The sequence below is a fragment of the Scandinavium sp. genome, assembly GCF_051650185.1.
GTDB lineage: Bacteria > Pseudomonadota > Gammaproteobacteria > Enterobacterales > Enterobacteriaceae > Scandinavium.
This window is the reverse complement of record NZ_JBOFIN010000094.1, coordinates 19,789-40,588: the sequence shown is the minus strand read 5'-3', so window position 1 is coordinate 40,588 and position 20,800 is coordinate 19,789. Positions and strand designations below refer to the sequence as shown.

The 20,800-nt window shown below is 53.3% G+C and carries 23 protein-coding genes; 13 read left to right on the top strand and 10 right to left on the bottom strand.

Features of this window, described 5'->3' with window-relative positions:
• The first annotated feature begins 218 nt into the window (after positions 1-218).
• Positions 219-1,724: a dipeptide/tripeptide permease DtpA gene (gene dtpA / locus ACRCWW_RS12040; RefSeq protein WP_438682621.1), complete on the top strand. Its 1,506-nt coding sequence runs from the start codon at positions 219-221 to the stop codon at positions 1,722-1,724.
• A gap of 107 nt (positions 1,725-1,831) precedes the next feature.
• A complete protein-coding gene (gstA, locus tag ACRCWW_RS12035; protein ID WP_404656422.1) occupies positions 1,832-2,437 on the top strand; it encodes a glutathione transferase GstA in 606 nt (201 codons plus the stop codon).
• 66 nt (positions 2,438-2,503) lie between these two features.
• On the opposite strand, the gene tyrS is transcribed toward gstA, so the two are convergent.
• From tyrS to anmK, 4 genes are all read right to left on the bottom strand, one after another.
• Complete coding sequence (tyrS, locus tag ACRCWW_RS12030; RefSeq protein ID WP_438682620.1) at positions 2,504-3,778, bottom strand: tyrosine--tRNA ligase; 1,275 nt, start codon at positions 3,776-3,778, stop codon at positions 2,504-2,506.
• 126 nt (positions 3,779-3,904) lie between these two features.
• Positions 3,905-4,561, bottom strand: coding sequence for a pyridoxamine 5'-phosphate oxidase (gene pdxH, locus ACRCWW_RS12025; RefSeq protein ID WP_438682619.1), 657 nt, complete (start codon positions 4,559-4,561; stop codon positions 3,905-3,907).
• Positions 4,562-4,618: 57 nt separating this feature from the next.
• Positions 4,619-4,942, bottom strand: coding sequence for a C-type lysozyme inhibitor (mliC, locus tag ACRCWW_RS12020; RefSeq protein WP_438682618.1), 324 nt, complete (start codon positions 4,940-4,942; stop codon positions 4,619-4,621).
• 91 nt (positions 4,943-5,033) lie between these two features.
• Positions 5,034-6,158 (bottom strand): anhydro-N-acetylmuramic acid kinase, encoded by a 1,125-nt coding sequence (gene anmK, locus ACRCWW_RS12015; RefSeq protein ID WP_438682617.1) that lies wholly within the window; start codon positions 6,156-6,158, stop codon positions 5,034-5,036.
• A gap of 274 nt (positions 6,159-6,432) precedes the next feature.
• On the opposite strand from anmK, the gene slyB reads away from it, so the two are divergent.
• On the top strand, positions 6,433-6,900 hold the full coding sequence (slyB, locus tag ACRCWW_RS12010; protein ID WP_404656427.1) for an outer membrane lipoprotein SlyB: 468 nt from the start codon (positions 6,433-6,435) through the stop codon (positions 6,898-6,900).
• Positions 6,901-7,142: 242 nt separating this feature from the next.
• Positions 7,143-8,507 (top strand): sensor domain-containing diguanylate cyclase, encoded by a 1,365-nt coding sequence (locus ACRCWW_RS12005; RefSeq protein WP_438682616.1) that lies wholly within the window; start codon positions 7,143-7,145, stop codon positions 8,505-8,507.
• Positions 8,508-8,549: 42 nt separating this feature from the next.
• Here ACRCWW_RS12005 and slyA read toward each other — a convergent pair whose 3' ends face one another.
• Complete coding sequence (slyA, locus tag ACRCWW_RS12000) at positions 8,550-8,990, bottom strand: transcriptional regulator SlyA (RefSeq protein ID WP_330982602.1); 441 nt, start codon at positions 8,988-8,990, stop codon at positions 8,550-8,552.
• Positions 8,991-9,172: 182 nt separating this feature from the next.
• Here slyA and ACRCWW_RS11995 point away from each other — a divergent pair, with 182 nt between their 5' ends.
• The 3 genes from ACRCWW_RS11995 to ACRCWW_RS11985 are packed head-to-tail and all read left to right on the top strand — an operon-like array spanning position 9,173 to position 12,381.
• Entirely contained in the window at positions 9,173-9,409 is a 237-nt protein-coding gene (locus tag ACRCWW_RS11995; RefSeq protein ID WP_404656430.1) for a DUF1656 domain-containing protein, read from the top strand.
• A gap of 9 nt (positions 9,410-9,418) precedes the next feature.
• On the top strand, positions 9,419-10,354 hold the full coding sequence (locus tag ACRCWW_RS11990; RefSeq protein WP_438682615.1) for an efflux RND transporter periplasmic adaptor subunit: 936 nt from the start codon (positions 9,419-9,421) through the stop codon (positions 10,352-10,354).
• A gap of 2 nt (positions 10,355-10,356) precedes the next feature.
• A complete protein-coding gene (locus tag ACRCWW_RS11985; protein ID WP_438682614.1) occupies positions 10,357-12,381 on the top strand; it encodes an FUSC family protein in 2,025 nt (674 codons plus the stop codon).
• On the opposite strand, the gene sodC is transcribed toward ACRCWW_RS11985, so the two are convergent.
• The 3 genes from sodC to ACRCWW_RS11970 form a co-directional block, all read right to left on the bottom strand.
• Entirely contained in the window at positions 12,374-12,895 is a 522-nt protein-coding gene (sodC, locus tag ACRCWW_RS11980) for a superoxide dismutase [Cu-Zn] SodC (protein WP_438682613.1), read from the bottom strand. The two genes, ACRCWW_RS11985 and sodC, sit on opposite strands and share 8 nt — an antisense overlap.
• Before the next feature lie 71 nt (positions 12,896-12,966).
• Positions 12,967-13,863: an aldo/keto reductase gene (locus ACRCWW_RS11975; protein WP_438682612.1), complete on the bottom strand. Its 897-nt coding sequence runs from the start codon at positions 13,861-13,863 to the stop codon at positions 12,967-12,969.
• A 49-nt stretch (positions 13,864-13,912) separates the two neighbouring features.
• Positions 13,913-14,152 carry a DUF1289 domain-containing protein gene (locus ACRCWW_RS11970; protein WP_438682611.1) on the bottom strand — a complete coding sequence of 80 codons (240 nt, stop codon included), beginning with the start codon at positions 14,150-14,152 and terminating at the stop codon, positions 13,913-13,915.
• 109 nt (positions 14,153-14,261) lie between these two features.
• Here ACRCWW_RS11970 and ACRCWW_RS11965 point away from each other — a divergent pair, with 109 nt between their 5' ends.
• The 4 genes from ACRCWW_RS11965 (at position 14,262) to rnt (ending at position 17,255) form a co-directional block, all read left to right on the top strand.
• Positions 14,262-14,861: a TetR/AcrR family transcriptional regulator gene (locus ACRCWW_RS11965; protein WP_438682610.1), complete on the top strand. Its 600-nt coding sequence runs from the start codon at positions 14,262-14,264 to the stop codon at positions 14,859-14,861.
• Positions 14,862-14,915: 54 nt separating this feature from the next.
• Positions 14,916-16,013 carry an alkene reductase gene (locus ACRCWW_RS11960; RefSeq protein ID WP_438682609.1) on the top strand — a complete coding sequence of 366 codons (1,098 nt, stop codon included), beginning with the start codon at positions 14,916-14,918 and terminating at the stop codon, positions 16,011-16,013.
• A gap of 79 nt (positions 16,014-16,092) precedes the next feature.
• Positions 16,093-16,500, top strand: a complete 408-nt coding sequence (gene gloA / locus ACRCWW_RS11955; RefSeq protein WP_330982610.1) for a lactoylglutathione lyase — start codon at positions 16,093-16,095, stop codon at positions 16,498-16,500.
• 104 nt (positions 16,501-16,604) lie between these two features.
• Positions 16,605-17,255 (top strand): ribonuclease T, encoded by a 651-nt coding sequence (rnt, locus tag ACRCWW_RS11950; RefSeq protein ID WP_404656436.1) that lies wholly within the window; start codon positions 16,605-16,607, stop codon positions 17,253-17,255.
• Between the two features lie 41 nt (positions 17,256-17,296).
• Here rnt and ACRCWW_RS11945 read toward each other — a convergent pair whose 3' ends face one another.
• A complete protein-coding gene (locus ACRCWW_RS11945; protein ID WP_438682608.1) occupies positions 17,297-17,644 on the bottom strand; it encodes a Grx4 family monothiol glutaredoxin in 348 nt (115 codons plus the stop codon).
• 342 nt (positions 17,645-17,986) lie between these two features.
• Here ACRCWW_RS11945 and ACRCWW_RS11940 point away from each other — a divergent pair, with 342 nt between their 5' ends.
• Both ACRCWW_RS11940 and sodB read left to right on the top strand, forming a co-directional pair.
• Positions 17,987-18,805: a C40 family peptidase gene (locus ACRCWW_RS11940; RefSeq protein WP_438682607.1), complete on the top strand. Its 819-nt coding sequence runs from the start codon at positions 17,987-17,989 to the stop codon at positions 18,803-18,805.
• A gap of 123 nt (positions 18,806-18,928) precedes the next feature.
• A complete protein-coding gene (gene sodB, locus ACRCWW_RS11935; RefSeq protein WP_438682606.1) occupies positions 18,929-19,510 on the top strand; it encodes a superoxide dismutase [Fe] in 582 nt (193 codons plus the stop codon).
• Between the two features lie 36 nt (positions 19,511-19,546).
• On the opposite strand, the gene ACRCWW_RS11930 is transcribed toward sodB, so the two are convergent.
• Complete coding sequence (locus tag ACRCWW_RS11930) at positions 19,547-20,713, bottom strand: MFS transporter (protein WP_438682605.1); 1,167 nt, start codon at positions 20,711-20,713, stop codon at positions 19,547-19,549.
• Between the last annotated feature and the right edge of the window lie 87 nt (positions 20,714-20,800).

Below are 20,800 nucleotides of genomic sequence, written 5' to 3'. Positions count from 1 at the left end.
GAAACGGCGAAGTTAAACGCTGAATAACATTTGTATGAACGGACGATTATAACGCCCTCGTTATGTGTAACAGAGTATTACAAACCACTTGTGTGATCGACCAGGATAGTGAACATTACCTGCCGTTTTCCCCTCCAAGAATAACTATAAGGCGGATGACTCCACGATCGTCACGCCGATGACCCCCGTTACTGCGGGACTTAAAAAAAGAGGTATATGTGTCTACTGCAAACAACAAACCAACAGAAAGCGTCAGTCTGAACGCTTTCAAACAACCTAAAGCGTTCTATCTCATCTTCTCTATCGAACTTTGGGAACGTTTTGGTTATTACGGCCTGCAAGGGATCATGGCTGTTTACTTGGTTAAACAACTGGGGATGTCCGAAGCGGACTCTATTACGCTGTTCTCTTCCTTCAGTGCGCTGGTTTATGGCCTGGTTGCCGTTGGCGGCTGGCTGGGTGATAAAGTTCTGGGCACTAAACGCGTTATCATGCTTGGTGCTATCGTGCTGGCTATCGGTTATTCGATGGTTGCCTTCTCTGGCCACGATGCCGGTATGGTTTACATGGGTATGGCCGCCATTGCTGTTGGTAATGGCCTGTTCAAAGCGAACCCGTCTTCCCTGCTTTCTACCTGCTACGACAAAGAAGATCCGCGTCTGGACGGTGCATTCACCATGTACTACATGTCCATCAACATCGGTTCCTTCTTCTCTATGCTGGCAACGCCATGGCTCGCCGCGAAATACGGCTGGAGCACTGCGTTCGCACTGAGCGTTGTCGGCATGCTGATTACCGTTGTGAACTTCGCGTTCTGTCAGAAGTGGGTGAAAAACTACGGTTCTAAACCTGACTTCGCACCGGTTAACTACGGCAAACTGCTGGCGACCATCGCAGGGGTTGTGGTTCTGGTTGCTATCGCTACCTGGCTGCTGCATAACCAGGGCATCGCTCGTATGGTTCTGGGCGTGGTCGCTCTGGGTATCGTTTGTGTCTTCGCAAAAGAAACCTTCTCTATGCAGGGTGCTGCTCGTCGTAAAATGATCGTAGCGTTCATCCTGATGGTTGAAGCGATTGTGTTCTTCGTGCTGTACAGCCAGATGCCGACTTCTCTGAACTTCTTCGCTATCCGTAACGTTGAGCACTCCATTCTGGGTATCGCGTTCGAGCCAGAGCAGTTCCAGGCCCTGAACCCATTCTGGATCATGATTGGTAGCCCAATTCTGGCCGCTATCTATAACAAGATGGGCGACCGTATGCCGATGCCGCACAAGTTTGCTATCGGTATGGTCCTGTGCTCCGGTGCCTTCCTGGTGCTGCCACTGGGTACCAAGTTTGCAAGTGACGCAGGTATCGTGTCCGTAAACTGGCTGATCCTGAGCTATGCGCTGCAGTCTATCGGTGAGCTGATGATCTCCGGTCTGGGTCTGGCAATGGTGGCGCAGCTGGTTCCACAGCGTCTGATGGGCTTCATCATGGGTAGCTGGTTCCTGACCACGGCGGGTGCCGCCATCATCGCAGGTAAAATTGCAAACCTGATGGCAGTCCCTGAGAACGTGACTGACCCACTGCTGTCCCTGAATGTCTACGGCCATGTGTTCATGCAGATTGGTATTGCTACGGCGGTTATCGCTGTGCTGATGCTGCTGACTGCACCAAAGCTGAACCGTATGACCCTGAGCGATGATGCTGCCGAGAAAGCTCGCGAAGCAGCCACTGCTTAACCCTTTCGGGAAACAAAATTAAATAAGCCGCTGACACGTTCAGCGGCTTTTTTTTTATCTGTCAGCGCACTAGGATAGAGGCACATCTCTGTCTAAAGGAGTTCGTCATGAAATTGTTCTACAAACCCGGCGCCTGTTCCCTTGCTTCACACATCACGTTGCGTGAAAGCGGAATGGATTTTTCGCTGGTCGGCGTTGATCTTGCGAAAAAACAGCTGGAGAACGGTGAAGATTACTGGCAGGTCAATCCGAAAGGTCAGGTGCCTGCCCTGCTTCTGGACGACAATACGCTGCTGACCGAAGGCGTGGCCATCATGCAGTACATCGCGGACAACAAAGCAGACCGCCAGCTTCTGGCACCTGCGGGCAGCATCGCGCGTTACAAAACGCTTGAATGGCTTAACTACATCGCCACCGAGCTGCACAAAGGCTTCACGCCGCTGTTCCGCCCGGATACGCCAGAAGACTACAAGCCGACTGTGCGCTCACTGCTTGAGAAAAAGATGGCTTACATCAACGAAGCGCTGCGCGACGGAGAGTGGATCAGCGGCAATCGCTTCACTATTGCTGACGCCTATCTGTTTACCGTTCTGCGCTGGGCACGCGCGGTGAAACTGGATTTAAGCGGGCTGAAGAATATCGAAGCTTATATGGCTCGCGTGGCGGCTCGTCCTGGCGTGACGGCAGCCCTGGCTGCGGAAGGGATCAGTTAATCTCCTTTCAGCGCAAGAAAAAAGGGCGTGCATTGCACGCCCTTCTCTTTTTCCTGCTGCCAGAACTTACTTCCAGCACACCAGGCAGTAGTTTTTCTTACCGCGACGCAGCAGCGTGTAACGGCCGTACAGGCGGTCACTGTCTGCGAAGGTGTATTCCGGGTCAATCTGCTTTTCACCGTTGATGGTGACAGCATTGGACGCGATGGTTTTACGCGCCTGACCGCGAGACGGCTGTAGCTCAGAGTCCACCAGTGCCTGCATCAGATCAGCGCCCTTCTCCATTTCGACCATTGGCATGCCATCCTGCGCCAGTTGTTCGAAATCGGCTTCGCTCAGGTCACTCAGCGTACCGTTAAACAGGCTTTCGGTGATGCGTTTTGCCGCCACCAGGCCTTCTTCACCGTGCACCAGGCGGGTGACGTTTTCCGCCAGCACGTACTGTGCGCGTGGTGCTTTACCGCTGTTTTTGTCTTCTTCTTCCAGCGCATTGATTTCAGCAATGTCCATGAAGGTGAAGAACTTCAGGAAGCGGTAAACGTCCGCGTCCGCGGTGTTAATCCAGAACTGGTAGAATTTGTACGGGCTGGTTTTCTTCGGATCCAACCACACTGCGCCACCTTCGGTTTTACCGAATTTGGTGCCGTCGGCTTTGGTGATCAGCGGAACGGTCAGACCAAACACCTGATTCTGGTGCAGGCGACGCGTCAGGTCGATACCAGAGGTGATGTTGCCCCACTGATCGGAACCGCCAATCTGCAGCGCAACACCGTGCAGGTTATTCAGGCACGCGAAGTCATACCCTTGCAGCAGGTTGTAGGAGAATTCAGTGAAGGAAATACCCTGGTCGTCACGGTTCAGACGCTGTTTTACCGCTTCCTTGTTGATCATCTGGTTCACGGAGAAGTGTTTGCCGATGTCACGCAGGAAGGTCAGCACGTTCATGCCGCCAAACCAGTCGTAGTTGTTTGCCGCGATTGCGGAGTTATCGCCACAGTCAAAATCGAGGAACGGCGCGACCTGCTTACGGATTTTCTCAACCCACTCCTGAACGGTATCTTCGGTGTTCAGTTTACGCTCGGCCGCTTTGAAACTCGGATCGCCGATAAGACCGGTTGCTCCGCCAACCAAAGCCACAGGCTTGTGGCCTGCTTCCTGGAACCGTTTCAGGCATAACAGGGGAACGAGATGCCCCAAATGCAAGCTGTCAGCGGTTGGGTCGAAGCCGCAATAGAGCGCGATCGGGCCCTGCGCCAGTCGCTCTGCTAACGCTTCCTCGTCCGTCACCTGAGCCACAAGGCCCCGCTCTTGCAATTGTTTAATCAAGTTACTGCTCGCCATCAAAGTCTCCATGTATAAAACAGACTGCACCTTAGCCGGTACACGACGTTTCGCCAGATGCGAAAGGTTCATAGAATAAAACGCCAGCCCGTGTTGTGCCAGCGCTTAAAACAACAAAATACGCAATTACGGCGCGAGTCGGTCGATTTTCCAGGCGTCGCTTTCACGCTGGTAAAGAAAACGATCGTGCAGGCGATGTTCGCCCCCCTGCCAGAACTCCATCGACTCAATGTTGACACGGAATCCGCCCCAGAAACTCGGCAGCGGGACTTCGCCCTGCTGGAACTTTTGTTTGAGTTCGAGGAATTTGCTTTCCAGAATGCCACGCGCCGAAATACGGCTGGATTGTTTTGAAACCCAGGCCCCAATCTGGCTGTCGCGTGGGCGACTGTGGAAATATTTGACCACTTCGAGGGTGGAAAGACGTTCCGCTTTGCCAGTGACCATTACCTGGCGCTCGAGCATATGCCATGGGAACAACAAACTGATGCGAGGATTTTTCTCAAGGTGATGCGCTTTGCGGCTACCGAGATTGGTGTAGAAGACCAGCCCCTTTTCATCATAATGCTTGAGCAGGACGATACGCTGGTACGGCTGGCCGTTCTCATCAACGGTCGCAACGACCATGGCCGTCGGATCGGCGAGTTTTGCTTCACAGGCCTGTCCGAGCCAGCGCTCAAATAAAGCCAAAGGTTCAGCAGGAAGATCGCGGCGGCGCAGGCCGCCACGGGTATATTCACGGCGCAGATGCGCGATTTGCTGCAGGTCGTCGTTATCAGACATGGCGTTTGAGAGTGTTGTCTTCGGGTAGCGCTATTGTGCGCTGCCCTTGGCAAAATCTCAACGCTTCGGATTTTGTAACTGACAGTTATTCAGGACGATACGATCGCGTTTGTAGACTGTCGCGGTGTCCCCTTTCGACCAGAAGACATAAATCCCGTCAGTGTAGCGCGCGCCTGAAGCTGAAATGCCTTGCGTCAGCGTCTGCTGCTGGTTGTCGTAAATAAAATCGACCTGCTGGCGGGTATTGTTCAGATGAACCGTTAACGGTTTTTCATCACACTGGTATTGCAGCGTGTCGGTGTTCATACGCTCAACGAACTGGTTGTAATAGCTACATCCGGAGAGCATCAGGGGTACAATTGCGAGGAGGAGTTTTTTCATTAGCTTGCCTTAAGACTGTCCCGGTCCAGGAGGGCAAGATGCCCTCCATAACGCTTCTAGTTTATCGGCATTAGCAGCATGACTCAGTCAGTTAACTCTGATTCTGCGGGTCGTTGGCAGGAAAAATGGCGCCTAAGACGGTTGCCTCACTGGCTCCCGTAACGGATGGTAGGTTCCCGGGAAGTTCTGCCAGGGTACGCCATGCCAGCCACGCAAACGCCAGGCCTTCCATATCATCGCCGCTAACGCCTGATTCGTCAGTCGTCGACACTTCGGTACCTGGCAGCAGCGCAGCAAGACGAGCCATTAACAGAGGATTACGGCTCCCGCCGCCGCAGACTAGCAGACGCTCACAGCCACCACTCAGCAGCACCTGTTCGCTGATGGTGACTGCCGTCAGTTCCGTCAGGGTGGTCATGACGTCCACCGCGCTCACATTAGGATGCTTCGCAAGCTGACGTTCGAGCCAACCGTAATTGAAGTACTCACGGCCCGTACTTTTCGGTGCAGGCAGGGCAAACCACGGGTCGCTGAGCATTTCCTGCAACAGGGGCAGATTGATTTTTCCACCACTCGCCCACGCGGCATCCTTATCGTAAGGCTTACCGCATTGACGCCAGATCCACGCGTCCATCAGCATATTTCCAGGCCCGGTATCATGGCCTTTTACCGGTAGGCCCGGACACAACAGCGACAGATTTGCAATGCCACCGATATTCAGCACCACGCGGCGCTCAAGCGGGTCTGCCAGTAATGCCTGATGAAAGGCAGGAACCAGCGGCGCCCCCTGCCCGCCCAGCGCCATATCGCGACGACGAAAATCCCCCACCACAGTGACGCCTGTGCGAGCGGCAACAATATTGTTATCACCAATTTGCAAGGTATGAGGTGCATCACTGTCAGGTTCATGCCAGACAGTCTGGCCGTGACAACCAATAGCGACCACATCACTGGCGGTGAGATTTTCCTGCGCCATCAACGCCAGAACCGCATCAGCGAACAAGTGCCCAAGGCGGGTATCGAGCTGACCATACTGCGACAGCGTTAATTGCTGCCCCTGGCAAATCGCCAGAATGGCCTCTTTCAGCGCAATGGGGATGGGATAAGAAAGGCTGGCTTGCTGCGCCACCATATTGTCATCCATTGCCGCAAGGACCACATCAACCCCATCAAGGCTGGTACCTGACATTACGCCGATATAACGACCCGATTTCATACGCCTTCCTTAGTTGTGCCCGAAAGGCACACTGAAACATAAAGTCCTGCTCAATGCCACGACCGGCTCATAAAATTTAACAATCGCCCACAAAATCCCTCAAACTCTGTCTTTCTTCACTGGCGAAGCGGCTGTTGACGTGTGGTTAAGATTACTGCAATTAGAATTTTCATTATATCCGCGCAGAACATATGACCGCCCAGGGATAAATGCCATATAATTGCGAGGTAAGGATGCTCTCAAGAGCGTTACTTGGTGAACAGGAGATTCATAAATGATGTTACGTGTATTGGCCGTTTCAATGATCGGTTTAACGCTCGCGGGTTGCGTCAGCAGCAGTGGCCTGTCCGGCGACGTGTATTCCGCATCCGAAGCCAAACAAGTTCAGAATGTGACTTACGGGACTATCGTTCACGTACGTCCAGTCCAGATTCAGGGTGGTGATGATTCGAATGTCATCGGCGCTATCGGTGGCGCAGTCCTCGGTGGCTTCCTGGGCAATACCGTTGGTGGCGGCACAGGCCGTTCACTGGCAACGGCAGCGGGTGCTGTAGCTGGCGGCGTTGCGGGTCAGGGCGTCCAGGGCGCGATGAACAAAACTCAGGGCGTTGAGCTGGAAATCCGTAAAGACGATGGCAACACCATCATGGTCGTTCAGAAACAGGGTGATACCCGTTTCTCTGCTGGCCAGCGTGTTGTAATGGCAAGCAACGGCAGCCAGGTGACCGTGTCCCCTCGCTAAAGATCTCGTGTGTGGCCGCCCGGCCACACACGCTGCTGCTTACGTCTCCACACGCTTATTGTTATTTCCCCACAAATACTTTGCTTACTTTACATAACCGCAGACATTCTCTCATTTAACAGAATTAATACTTGCGCATGCGCAATATTTTTTGCGCCATGAACAAATAAACTCAGGACGTTTAGGCTTATGCCTGTTTATTGGCTTTGCAAATGGCGATGCCATTTTTCCAGGATGTTATTATGCTTGTAAAATCGTCTTACCCGATTAATCGGCTACTGTGTTTTTTTGGTGGTTCCGTGTTTGTCGTTGGCTTGCTGAATCTATTTTCCAGCCAGGTCATTTATCGTATCCCTGCGACGATGCCAACGCTTTTTCCGGTAATGACCATATTTTTAATGGTCTTCCACTTTCTGATCGCCAGTTTTATGGTGATGAAATATCTTTGTGATAAACGTCGTCTGTACCTGATGGCCATAGCCTGCGCCTTTGGCGGCTCCGCGCTGCTGATGCTGGGAACGTTGAGCAGCTATACGGACTGGCTATTGTGCTCGCCTATCGCAAAAGTGAATTATAACGACGCCTTTATCTACTACTTTTTCCGTAACGTTATGATGGCAGTTTTATTCATGACATCAATAATCCTGTATAAATATCGACACAGCCAAATTCATACACTCCGCAACCATATTGTTATTCTTACCTTTGTTATTGGGTTTACCGCCGTGATGCTTGTTTTATCATGGCTGTATTCCAGCAATTATGCAGGAATGAATTTACAATTAATTGACAACCTCAGCCGACACTTCACCCCCCTCTGGCACACTTATCTTATTGGTGGATTAATTGGCCTCTGGTGCCTGACCTTGTTCACGATGTTAGTGATGACCCGGCTCAGGAATATATTTTGGTTTAGCGGTTATTTTTTCTGCGTTTTTTATATCTTTACCCTCTATCTCCTGCAACCGGCGCTTTCGGTCGAGGGATACGGCTGGTATCAGTCACGGCTGTTTGAAACGTTCGCTACGCTATTTTTAATCCTCGTACTGTTGTGTGACGTGTTTACCCTCTACCGCGAGTCCAACAACAAGTATGAAGACTCGTACCAGAACTCGATCCGTGACCCGATGACCCGCCTGTATAACCGCAGTTTCTTCTATGACTCGCTGGGCACCCGGATGGCTTCAGTATCGGCTTCAACGCCGGTATCGGTGATTGTCTGCGATCTTGACCATTTCAAACGCATCAACGACCAGTACGGCCATTTACAGGGCGATAAAGTCATTCAGTGCGTAGCCGATATTCTGCAAAATTCGCTACGCCAGGGTGATGTGGCCGCGCGAATAGGCGGGGAAGAGTTTGCTCTGCTGCTTGCCAATACCGACGCAGACAGCGCACAAAGCATAGCAGAACGCATCCGCAAAACCGTATCCGTGCAGGATGCGCTGGATCCCGACAGGATACCGGAGCCCGTCACCATCAGCATGGGCATCTATACCGCGATCCAGCCAGAGGCCTCACAGGAAGTTTGCGTGCAGCGCGCTGACGAAGCAATGTACAAGGCGAAGGAAAACGGGCGCAACCAGGTGGTGACCTGGCAGGCATAACAATGAAAAAGGCCCTGAGAGTCAGGGCCTTGATTGTTCGTCTTAGTCTCTGGATTGCAGATCGTTAATGTTCTGCTCCAGCTTACGGATGAGCCCAAGCAGCAAATCCAGTTCTTCCGGTGAAATACCGGACAGGATTTCCCCCCGGGTTTTGCGGATAACCGCCTCCATATCTTCAATCAGCGGTTCTGCTTTTTCAGTCAGTTTAATACGTTTAGCACGACGATCGTTGGCGCAGGTCTGACGCGAAATCAGGCCCTTTTCTTCCAGTTGATCCAGCGTACGGACCAGAGACGGCTGCTCGATACCAATCGCTTTAGCCAGTTGAATTTGCGACTGTTCTGGTGGCAGCTGATGAATGTTATGCAGCGTGACCCAGTGAGTCTGCGTTAATTCCAGAGGTTTGAGGCGATGGTCAATCAGAGCACGCCATATGCGCACTAATCGTGCCAGATCGGACCCTAATGGCGATTCCAATTTCATCTCCTTATAATTAGCTTGCTAAGTTATTATACTGATTTTAGAATAGTGTGCAGCATTTAACTATTCAAAACAAATGTATTGCCGCTTCCTCGCAGACTGACACAATGATTTACACTGATAATCATTCTCTCGCGCGTGCCCCACTCACCCGGCAATAACGCATTTGCAAAGGATTTTTGCTCGTGAATCTGACGTTAAACAGCACCGGACTTCCCCTCCAGGACCTGGTCATCGGGGCATCCATTTACTTTCCGCCGCTGTTCAAAGCGGTGTTACTCGGTTTCTTCATCTGGCTCATTGCCCACCGTCAACTGCGCGACTGGATGTACGCGGGCGACGTCTGGCACCCTTTGCTGATGGATCTCTCTTTGTTCGCGCTGGCTGTCTGCCTGTCCTTACTTCTGATCGTGGTGTGGTAACGAAACCTGATGAAAAAACTAAAATATTTCTCCACGCTGCTGGTTGCAGCGCTTGCGCTGATTGCCGTCTGGCTGATGTGGAACTACTACATGCAGTCCCCCTGGACGCGCGACGGCAAAATTCGCGCAGAGCAGGTCAGCATTACGCCCCAGGTGTCAGGGAGCATCATTGAACTGGCCGTTCGTGATAATCAGAGAGTCAACGCTGGCGATACCCTTTTTCGTCTGGATCAGACGCCATTTCGTATCGCGGTGATGAATGCAGAAGCCCAGTTGGCGAAAGCGCAATCCGATAAGGCAAAAGCGCAGTCCGATATGGATAAAGCCGATGCGGATATGATGAAAGCGCGTCGCGAAGCCGACAGACGCCGCGATCTTCCGAAAAACTTTATCTCCGCCGAAGACCTGGATACGGTCAATATCGCCCTGCAAACGGCAAAAGCCGATGCTGAAGCCGCGAAAGCCAATGTTGCCGCGGCAAAAGCCAGTGCCGATGCGGCTAACGCGGCGCTGGAGCATGCCAAATGGCAGCTCAGCCAGACGGAGGTCAAAGCCCCTGTCGATGGCTGGGTCACGAATCTGTCTACAAGGACCGGTGATTATGCTGCTGTAGGCCGCCCTGTGTTTGCCCTTGTAGATAGCCATTCGTTTTATGTCGTGGGCTACTTTGAAGAAACCAAATTGCGCCACATTCAGGCCGGAGATAAAGCCAGCATTGTGCTCTACAGCAACGGCAATACGTTACAGGGTCACGTCGCCAGTATCGGCCGCGCCATTTCCGATCAGAGCGTGGGCAGTGAAAGTAATCTTGTGGCAGACGTCAAACCGACGATCCCCTGGGTTCGCCTGGCGCAACGTGTTCCGGTTCGCATTGAATTCGACAAGCTGCCCGACGATGTCGTGCTGGTGTCAGGCACCACCTGCACCGTGTCGATTGGCGGTTAATGATGACGTTTCAGGTTCTGAACTGGCGAACGCTCCCCTGGATTAAAGCGACTCGCCCACAGTGGCGATATGCGTTGCGAAACGGCATCGCCATGTGTCTGGCGTTAAGCTTCGCCTATTACATCAACCTGGATGAGCCCTACTGGGCGATGACGTCGGCAGCGGTCGTCAGCTTCCCGACCGTTGGCGGCGTTATCAGCAAAAGCTTCGGTCGTATTGCCGGCAGCCTGCTCGGCGCCTGTGCGGCTATTTTGATTGCCGGGCATACGATGACCGACCCCTGGTTCTTCCTGTTAAGCATGTCGGCCTGGATTGCCTTTTGTACCTGGGCCTGCGCCATGTTTATGAACAATGTGGCCTACGCCTTTCAGCTTGCCGGATATACCTGCGCCATCATCGCTTTTCCTCTCGTTAATCTTGTTGAAGCCACGCAGCTTTGGGAGATAGCCCAGGCACGCGTCTGTGAAGTCATTGTGGGGATCATCAGCGGAGCGCTCATGATGATGATCATGCCGAGTACTTCCGATGGCACAGCGCTGCTGACAGCACTAAAGAAGATGCATGCGCGCATCCTCGAACACGCGAGTTTGCTCTGGCAACCTGAAAACAGCGATGCCGTGCGTACCGCCCATGAAAGCGTCATCGGTCAGATCCTGACCATGAATTTGCTGCGCATCCAGGCGTTCTGGAGCCACTATCGCTTTCGTCGCCAGAACAGCTTGCTGAACTATCTCCTGCATCAGCAGCTGCGTTTAACCAGTGTGATATCCAGCCTGCGCCGTATGCTCATGAACTGGCCAACGCCGCCTGAAAACACCCGTGAAGTGCTGGAGAGTTTGTTTGCGGAGCTGGCAAAGCCCAACGCGGATGCCTGTACCGTGGCCCGAATAATTGCCCCTCTGGCCCCCGCCGATCCACTGGATTTTCGTCACCATGCCTTCTGGCATCGGCTGCGCTATTTCTGCCGACTTTATTTGTCGTCCAGCAGCTGGCTTCGCCGGCTGGAAAATGCCTCCGCCATCACTGAATTTGATGTTCCGAAAGCACCTGCCCTTGCGCGTCGGACCGACCATGCCGAAGCTCTGCTGAATGGCGTGCGTACTTTTATCGCACTGGTCATGGTTGGCGCATGGACTATCAACGCGCAGTGGTCGTCTGGCCCGGCCGCACTGACGCTGGCGGCGATATGCTGTGTGCTTTATTCCATCTCCCCTTCACCGTTTAATTCGTTGACGCTGTTGTTGCGCACCTTGCTGCTGCTCTCGCTGTTCAGTTTTGTGGTGAAATTCGGTTTGATGGTGCAGATAAGCGACCTCTGGCAGTTTCTGCTGTTCCTGTTCCCGCTCATTATTACCATGCAACTGCTGAAGTTGCAGATGCCGAAGTTCGCCGGGTTATGGGGGCAGATGATTGTTTTTATGGGCTCATTTATCTCGGTTTCCAATCCACCAGTGTATGACTTTGGCAGTTTCCTCAACGACAATCTGGCGAAAATTCTGGGTGTCGGTCTGGCGTGGCTGGCCTTTGCTGTACTGAAGCCCGGTTCGGATGCGCGCAAAAGCCGACGTCATATCCGTTCGTTACGCCGCCATTTTGTCGACCAGCTCAGCCGCCACCCTCAGCAAAGCGAACATGAGTTTGAATCGCTGGTATACCATTACATCAGCCAGTTGAGTAACAGCCAGGACGCGATGGCCAGACGCTGGTTGCTGCGCTGGGGCGTGGTGTTACTCAACTGCTCACATGTCGTCTGGCAGCTGCGCGATTGGGAAACACGTTCTGATCCATTGGTTCAGGTGCGCGACCTTTGTATTTCTCTGCTGCGGGATGTGATGAGCGAGCGAGGCGTTCAGCAGCGCCCGCTTGCCTCCGCGCTGGAAGAATTGCAGCGGATTTATGAAGCGCTTGGGCATCACCACCAGCCTGCGGCGCGAGAACTGGCGGCGATTGTGTGGCGGTTATACTGCTCGCTATCGCAGCTAGAGCAGGCGCCACAGGCTGGCACAATAGAGACTCGGGCTACTTAATCACACCACATGCAAAGCGCGCCCCACCGCCGCCTAGCGGTTTTGGCTGATCGGACAAGTTATCCCCTCCGACATGGATCATCAGCGCTTTGCCTTCTACCTCATCCAGTTTTTTCAGGCGCGGCGCCAGCACTGGCTGTGTCGCTTTGCCATCCTGCGCAACCACTAACAGCGGTAAATCGCCCAGGTGTCCCATACCGGTTGGACCTTCATGCTTACCGGTGTGATCCGGGTCGAGATGCCCACCCGCGGCTTCTGCGGCGGTGGCTTTTCCATCCTTCAATGCGGGCTGGCAACTGCCATTCGTGTGAACGTGGAACCCGTGTTCACCAGGCGGCAACGCTTTAAGATCCGGAGCAAACTCCAGGCCTTTATCCGTTTCAGTGATTTTTACTGTGCCGATGGATTGACCCACGGCCTGCGAAGTGACCAGATTCATTTCAACCTCTGTGCTGGCAGCAAACGCACGGGTTGAAATAGCGAGGGTAAGAAGTGCCAATGTAACTTTCTGCATAAGACCTCCATAAAAAAGGTGTCGCTGTTAAGTCTAAACCAGCGACACTTTTTTTGAGCGGTAAGTCAGATTTACGGTACGTCGTAACCCAGCGCCGCTTTACGAATGCGGAACCACTGCTGACGGGTCATCTCAAGCGATTCGGCGGCAATGGCAGAACGAACACGCTCGATTTTGCCAGAGCCAATAATCGGCAGCGGCTGTGACGGCAGACGCATCACCCACGCATACACCACCTGCTCAATGCTCTGGGCATTCAGTTCTTCCGCCACCTTAGCCAGTTCATCACGCAGCGGCTGGAAGCTCTCATCATTGAACAGGCTACCGCCACCCAGGCAAGACCAGGCCATTGGGCGCACTCGCAGCTGTTGCAACTGATCCAGCGTGCCATCCAGCAGCAGCGGCTGATGCACCGGAGAGAGTTCAACCTGATTTGTCGCCAGGGTAAACGGCAGGCGGGATTGCAACAGTGAGAATTGTGCTGGCGTAAAGTTAGACACACCGAAATGACGAACTTTGCCGCTCTGGTGCAGCTCAGTGAAGGCTTCCGCCACTTCGTCAGCATCCATCAGCGGATCAGGACGGTGGATCAGCAGCAAATCGAGATGGTCGGTCGCCAGGTTAACCAGTGACTGTTCGGCGCTGCGAACGATATGGTCACGATCGGTGATGTAGTGCCCGATTGCATTTTCAGGACGAGCCGTGGTGGCGATGCCGCATTTGCTGACCACTTCCATACGGGAACGCAGGTGTGGTGCGAGCTTCAGGGCTTCACCAAAGGCTGCTTCACAAAGGTAACCACCGTAAATATCGGCGTGATCGACCGTGGTGATCCCCAGATCGAGATGCTCTTCAATAAAGCTTACCAGCTGGCGCGGGGACATGTTCCAGTCCATCAGACGCCAGTAACCCATTACAAAACGGGAAAATTCCGGGCCATTAGGCGCGAGAGTAATACGCTGAACCATCAAAGCTTCCTCAACAGAAAAATTTCATCGAGTATACGCACATTTGCGCTCAAAACAGTGAGGGCTGCTGTGGATCTTCGGCTTCTGAGGGTTTGTTTGCGCGGATTTTGCGCAGCAGACGCTGACGGCAAAGGCGAAGAACGTCCTGCTTTTGCGCGTCACTCATGGTTTGCCACTGGAAACGCTCGTCGCGGCTGCGCATACAGCCACGGCAGTAGCCACGTTCATCCGACTGACAAATGCCCCGGCACGGGCTTTGTACCGGGAAAAACTCCAGTTGTTCTGCCACACCGCCCCCTGTTGATTGCTTCTTCTCATTGAAGCCTGAGAATCGCCATCCTGCAACCGGAATCATTTCCTTCTTGCATTAGACCGATCGGTCTATTAAAGTGAGCCGTATGAGCAGACAGACCGAACATGACACCCGCGAACATATCCTCGCCACCGGCGAGACGCTGTGTATGCATCGCGGCTTTACCGGAATGGGATTAAGCGAACTCCTGAAAACGGCAGAAGTGCCGAAGGGTTCGTTTTATCACTATTTCCGCTCTAAAGAAGCCTTTGGTGTGGCGATGCTGGAGCGGCACTATGCCGACTATCATCGCCGTCTGGTGGAGCATTTTACATCCGGCGCAGGTAACTGCCGCGACAGGCTTCTGGCCTACTATCAGCACACGCTGAACCAGTTTTGCCAACAGGGGATTATCAGCGGCTGTCTGACCGTCAAGTTATCTGCCGAAGTGTGTGACCTCTCGGAAGTGATGCGCACAGAAATGAACAAAGGGGCCAGCCAGATTATCGTCCTGCTGACCCATGCCCTTGAAGATGGTCGAAAGGAAGGTAGTCTGACCTTCCTGGGCGATGCCCATAACCAGGCCGAAGTGCTCTACTCCTTATGGCTGGGCGCCAATCTTCAGGCCAAGATTTCCCGCAGTTCAACGCCGCTGGAAAGCGCGCTCGAACATGCAAAGACTATGATTGCCGCGCCTGGGCTGTAACAGGCGTTTTTATTTCATGAATCACTTGACGACCGGTCTATTCAGGAGTTATCGATGTCTCAACAGAAACTGTTTACCCCGCTGAAGGTCGGTGCCATTACCGTCCCTAACCGTGTCTTTATGGCCCCGCTGACTCGTCTGCGTAGCATCGAGCCGGGCGATATCCCTACGCCGCTGATGGGTGAATATTATCGCCAGCGCGCAAGCTCTGGTCTGATCATCTCTGAGGCCACGCAAATTTCTGCCCAGGCCAAAGGTTACGCTGGCGCACCAGGCCTGCACAGCCCGGAACAAATCGCCGCATGGAAAAAAATCACCGAAGGCGTTCACGCTGAAAACGGCCACATGGCTGTTCAACTGTGGCACACCGGTCGTATCTCTCACACCAGCCTGCAACCTGGTGGTCAGGCTCCGGTTGCGCCGTCAGCCCTGAATGCAGGCACTCGTACTTCCCTGCGTGATGGCAATGGCAATGCGACTCGTGAAGACACCTCCACGCCGCGAGCGCTGGAACTCGAAGAAATCCCTGGCATCGTGAACGATTTCCGTCAGGCGGTCGCCAATGCTCGCGAAGCTGGTTTTGACCTTGTCGAACTGCACTCTGCGCACGGTTACCTGCTACATCAGTTCCTTTCTCCTTCAGCGAACCATCGTACCGATCAGTACGGCGGCAGCATTGAAAACCGCGCTCGTCTGGTGCTGGAAGTAGTCGATGCGGTGAGCAAAGAGTGGAGCGCGGACCGCATCGGTATTCGCGTATCCCCAATTGGCTCTTTCCAGAACACCGACAACGGTCCGAATGAAGAAGCTGACGCGCTGTACCTGATTGAAGAACTGGGCAAACGCGGTATTGCTTACCTGCACATGTCGGAGCCTGACTGGGCTGGCGGCCAGCCGTATACCGAAGAGTTCCGTCGTAAAGTACGCGAGCGTTTCCACGGGCCAATCATTGGCGCTGGCGCTTACACGCCAGAGAAAGCCGAAGACCTGATCGCTAAAGGGCTGATTGACGCCGTCGCGTTTGGCCGTGCTTACATCGCCAACCCTGATTTGGTCGCACGCCTGGAGCGTAAAGCAGAGCTGAATCCTCAGCGTCCGGAGAGCTTCTACGGCGGTGGCGCGGAAGGTTACACCGACTACCCTACTCTCTGATCCTCGCATTGATAGCGGCGGCAATCCGCCGCTATACTCTACGTTCTGGTTTATCAAACAATAGTTTAAGGGGAAGAGAATGCGCCTACTTCACACCATGCTGCGTGTTGGCGATCTGCAACGCTCCATCGAGTTTTACACCAACGTGCTGGGCATGAAGCTGCTGCGCACCAGCGAAAACCCGGAATATAAATACTCCCTCGCTTTCGTTGGCTACGGCCCGGAAACCGAAGAAGCGGTGATTGAACTGACTTATAACTGGGGCGTTGACAGCTACGACCTCGGTACCGCTTATGGTCACATCGCGCTGAGCGTCGATAACGCGGCAGAAGCCTGCGAGCGCATCCGCAATAACGGCGGCAACGTGACGCGTGAAGCGGGTCCGGTCAAAGGTGGCACTACCGTCATCGCCTTTGTGGAAGATCCAGATGGCTATAAAATCGAACTGATAGAAGCGAAAGATGCGGGCAAAGGCCTCGGTCAATAACTTCTCAGGGCGCCCAGGCGCCCTTTTTTACACCTGCCTTTACTGCAAGATTCGGTAAAATTTGCCATAATGCGCGCTAATTTTTTCCAGTCTAAGAGATCCTGATGTCCGACAACGCTCAACGTAACGCACTGTGCGACCGCTTCCGTGGTTTTTATCCTGTAGTCATTGATGTCGAAACCGCAGGCTTTAATGCCAAAACGGATGCACTACTCGAAGTGGCGGCTGTGACGTTAAAAATGGATGAGGAAGGCTGGCTGATGCCGGACAGCACGCTGCATTTTCACGTTGAACCTTTTGAAGGCGCAAACCTGGTGCCTGAAGCGTTGGCCTTTAACGGCATCAACCCGAACGATCCTGAACGCGGTGCGGTAAGCGAATACGACGCGCTGCACGCCATCTTCAAAGAAGTGCGTAAAGGCATGAAGGATCAGGAGTGCAATCGCGCCATTATGGTCGCGCACAATGCCACCTTTGATCACAGCTTTATGATGGCTGCTGCTGAACGCGCTGGCCTGAAACGCAATCCGTTCCACCCTTTCGTGACTTTTGATACTGCCGCACTGAGCGGGCTCGCACTGGGTCAAACCGTGCTTTCAAAAGCATGCATCGCCGCAGGCATGGAATTTGACGGCACTAAAGCGCACTCCGCGCTGTATGACACCGAACAAACGGCTCAGCTCTTCTGTGAGATTGTTAATCGCTGGAAGCGTCTTGGCGGCTGGCCGCTGCCAATAGCGGAAGAACAGGCGTAAAAAAAGCGACCCTCGGGTCGCTTTTTTATTGGCCAGACAACTTACTCGGCTTGTGCCGCGTCGTCTTTGTATTTCGCCGCGGTCTCTTTAATCAGCGCCTGCAGTTCGCCGCGCTGGTACATCTCAATCAGGATGTCACAGCCGCCTACCAGCTCACCGTCGACCCACAGCTGTGGGAAGGTTGGCCAGTTAGCGTATTTTGGCAGCTCGGCACGGATGTCCGGGTTTTGCAGGATATCAACGTAAGCAAAGCGCTCGCCGCAAGCAGACAGCGCCTGAACCGCCTGAGCAGAGAAACCACAGCTTGGCAGCTTTGGAGAACCCTTCATATACAGAAGGATTGGGTTTTCAGCGATTTGGGCCTGGATTTTCTCAAGAGTCGTACTCATTGTCTTGCTTCCTTAAACTTCTTTTTATAACAGGAGTCAGTCAGTGTAACGCCAACGGCTACTGTCAGAAAATAACATTTTGTTCACTCAAATGCATTTTACATCCGGTGCCGTGAAGTTGCCTTAAAAATGTGTCTTTATCGGCAAACCCCCGATAATTCTGAGTGTTTTCCAGCCACCTTATGTCAACTTTGACGCATTTTTTTGCAGTCGCTAACGAAACAGAGCATCCGATACAAAAAGTCTATTAACATTCGCGGTTTTTATGCATTAGAATCGATGCGTTTTGTCAATCATACCCAGGCATGACTGTTTTATGCCTGATTCACAGAGGAACGCTGGGTGGCGCGGATAAATAAAATCTCGATCACGCTCTGTGCTTTACTGTTTACATCGTTGTCTATTACGCCTTTGTCGCATGCGTCAGAGCAGGCGCGTTCGTCTGCATCTCAAAAGTCCCATCAGGCGAAAGACACAGACCGTAAAAAGAAAACGACCAGTAATAAAAGCAAAACCACCGCAAAGAATACCAGCAAGAAAAAATCCAGCAGCCTGAAGTCTAAAGCCCCGGTTCAAAGCAAACGCACTTCCTCCAGCAGTAAAACCACTTCTACCCGCCGCACACACAGCGCCGCGTTAAAAACCGCCTCAGCGAAAATGGTTCAGAAATGCACCGTGCGTAAGGGCCATAAGAAGAAGTGTGTGGAGGAAGAAGTGAAGCCGCTGACCATCGCCGATGCGCATAAAGTTCGCGTGCAGAAAGCGCAGAAAACTGCAATGAACAAGCTGATGGGTCAGATTGGTAAGCCGTATCGCTGGGGTGGCACATCCCCTCGCACTGGGTTCGATTGCAGCGGTCTGGTGTATTACGCCTATAAAGACCTGGTAAAATTCCGTATTCCACGCACCGCCAACGAAATGTATCACCTGCGTGATGCCCGTGCGGTTGATCGTGGTGAATTGCAAAGCGGTGACCTGGTGTTCTTCCGCACTCGCGGTCGCGGCACTGCCGACCATGTTGGCGTTTACGTTGGCAATGGCAAATTCATTCAGTCCCCCCGGAGTGGTCGGGACATCCAAATCACTTCCCTAAGCGAAGATTACTGGGCAAACCACTACGTCGGCGCTCGCCGCGTGATGACGCCTAAAACCATTCGCTGATCCGTGCCCTGTCGCCAGCCGACAGGGTAAGTTCCTCTTTTGCCACTTCTTTTAATTTGCTACCCTCTCCCTACTCAATACAAGGTTATTGATCCATAAGTCAGAACAATAGGGAGAGAAGCAATGTCATTTGAATTACCTGCATTACCGTATGCGAAAGACGCACTGGCACCACACATTTCCGCAGAAACGCTGGAATACCATTATGGTAAACACCACCAGACCTATGTCACCAACCTGAACAACCTGATCAAAGGCACCGCATTTGAAGGTAAAACGCTGGAAGAGATCGTGCGCACTTCTGAAGCTGGCGTGTTCAACAACGCCGCTCAGGTGTGGAACCATACCTTCTACTGGCACTGCCTGGCGCCAAATGCCGGTGGCGAACCGACCGGTGAAGTCGCTGCCACTATCAATGCCAGCTTTGGCAGTTTTGCTGACTTCAAAGCACAGTTCACCGATGCCGCTATCAAGAATTTCGGCTCTGGCTGGACATGGCTTGTGAAAAAAGCAGATGGCAAACTGGCGATTGTCTCTACGTCTAACGCAGGCACACCGCTGACCACTGACGCGAAGCCGCTGCTGACCGTTGATGTGTGGGAGCACGCTTACTACATTGACTACCGCAACGCCCGTCCGAACTACCTCGAGCATTTCTGGGCGCTGGTAAACTGGGAATTTGTTGCCAAAAATCTGGCGGCGTAATGCCTGGCCCGGCGACGACGGTCGCCGGGCAATTCGTTACTGACTGGCGCAAGCCTCTTCAGGCTGACGACGGCCGCTAAATATCACCACCATTAATGCCAGTCCGGCGATAATCGCGCCCATTACAGGTACAAAGCTGTAGCCCAACCCGCCAGAAATGACCGCACCGCCCGCCGCTGCACCCAACGCATTCCCCAGGTTGAACGCTCCGATGTTCACGGAGGAAGAGAGCCCCGGCGCTTCGTGCGCAACGCGCATTACTCGCATCTGCAGCGGTGGCACCACTGCAAAGGTCGCCGCCCCCCAAACCACCATACTGACGGCCGCGCCCACTTCACTTTCCGCAAGCCACGGGATCGCGACCATAACGGCAATCAACAGCAGCAAGAAACCTTTCAGCGTCGCGGTGACGGAACGGTCAGCAAATTTACCGCCAAGGTAGTTTCCGATAGAGAAGCCCACGCCAATCAACACCAGCATCGCCGTCACAAACAGAGGAGAGGCAGAAGTAATGGTGTGCAGCACTGGCGCGATATAGGTATAGAGCGTGAACATCGCCCCTGCCCCAAGCACCGTGGTGAGTAAAGCCGTCAGCACCTGAGGACGTACCAACACGGAGAGTTCCTGCTTCACATTAGGACGCTCACCGCTGCTACCTTTCGGTAAGGAGACCCACAGGCTCGCCATCGACACAACACCCAGCCCCGCCGTTGCAAGGAATGACATACGCCAGCCGATCGTTTCACCCAGCCAGGTGGCAGCAGGCACGCCGCCGATATTGGCAATCGTCAGGCCCATAAACATGGTCGCGACCGCGCTGGCCTGTTTATGCTTCGGCACCACGCTTGCCGCCACCACCGACCCAAGGCCAAAGAAAGCGCCATGATTGAGACTGGTAATGATGCGGGAAAGTAACAGCGTGGTGTAATCAGGCGCGATAGCCGAAAGCACATTGCCGAGGGTAAAAATCGCCATCAGGAAGATAAGTGCATTGCGGCGAGCACGGTGCGACAGCAGCAACGTCATCAACGGTGCGCCAACCATCACGCCAATGGCATACGCGCTGATCAGCATCCCCGCGACAGGAATGGAGACATCGACCCCTTTAGCAATCACGGGCAGCAGCCCCATCGGAGAGAACTCCGTGGTGCCAATACCAAAAGCCCCGATTGCCAGTGCCAGCAGGGGAAAGTTGATTTTCATGTTGTAACTCCGGTAAGCCATCCTGAAGTGATGGCGCGACAGCAGAAGTCAAAAGCATGACATCAATCACAAAAAAACAAAAGTGAA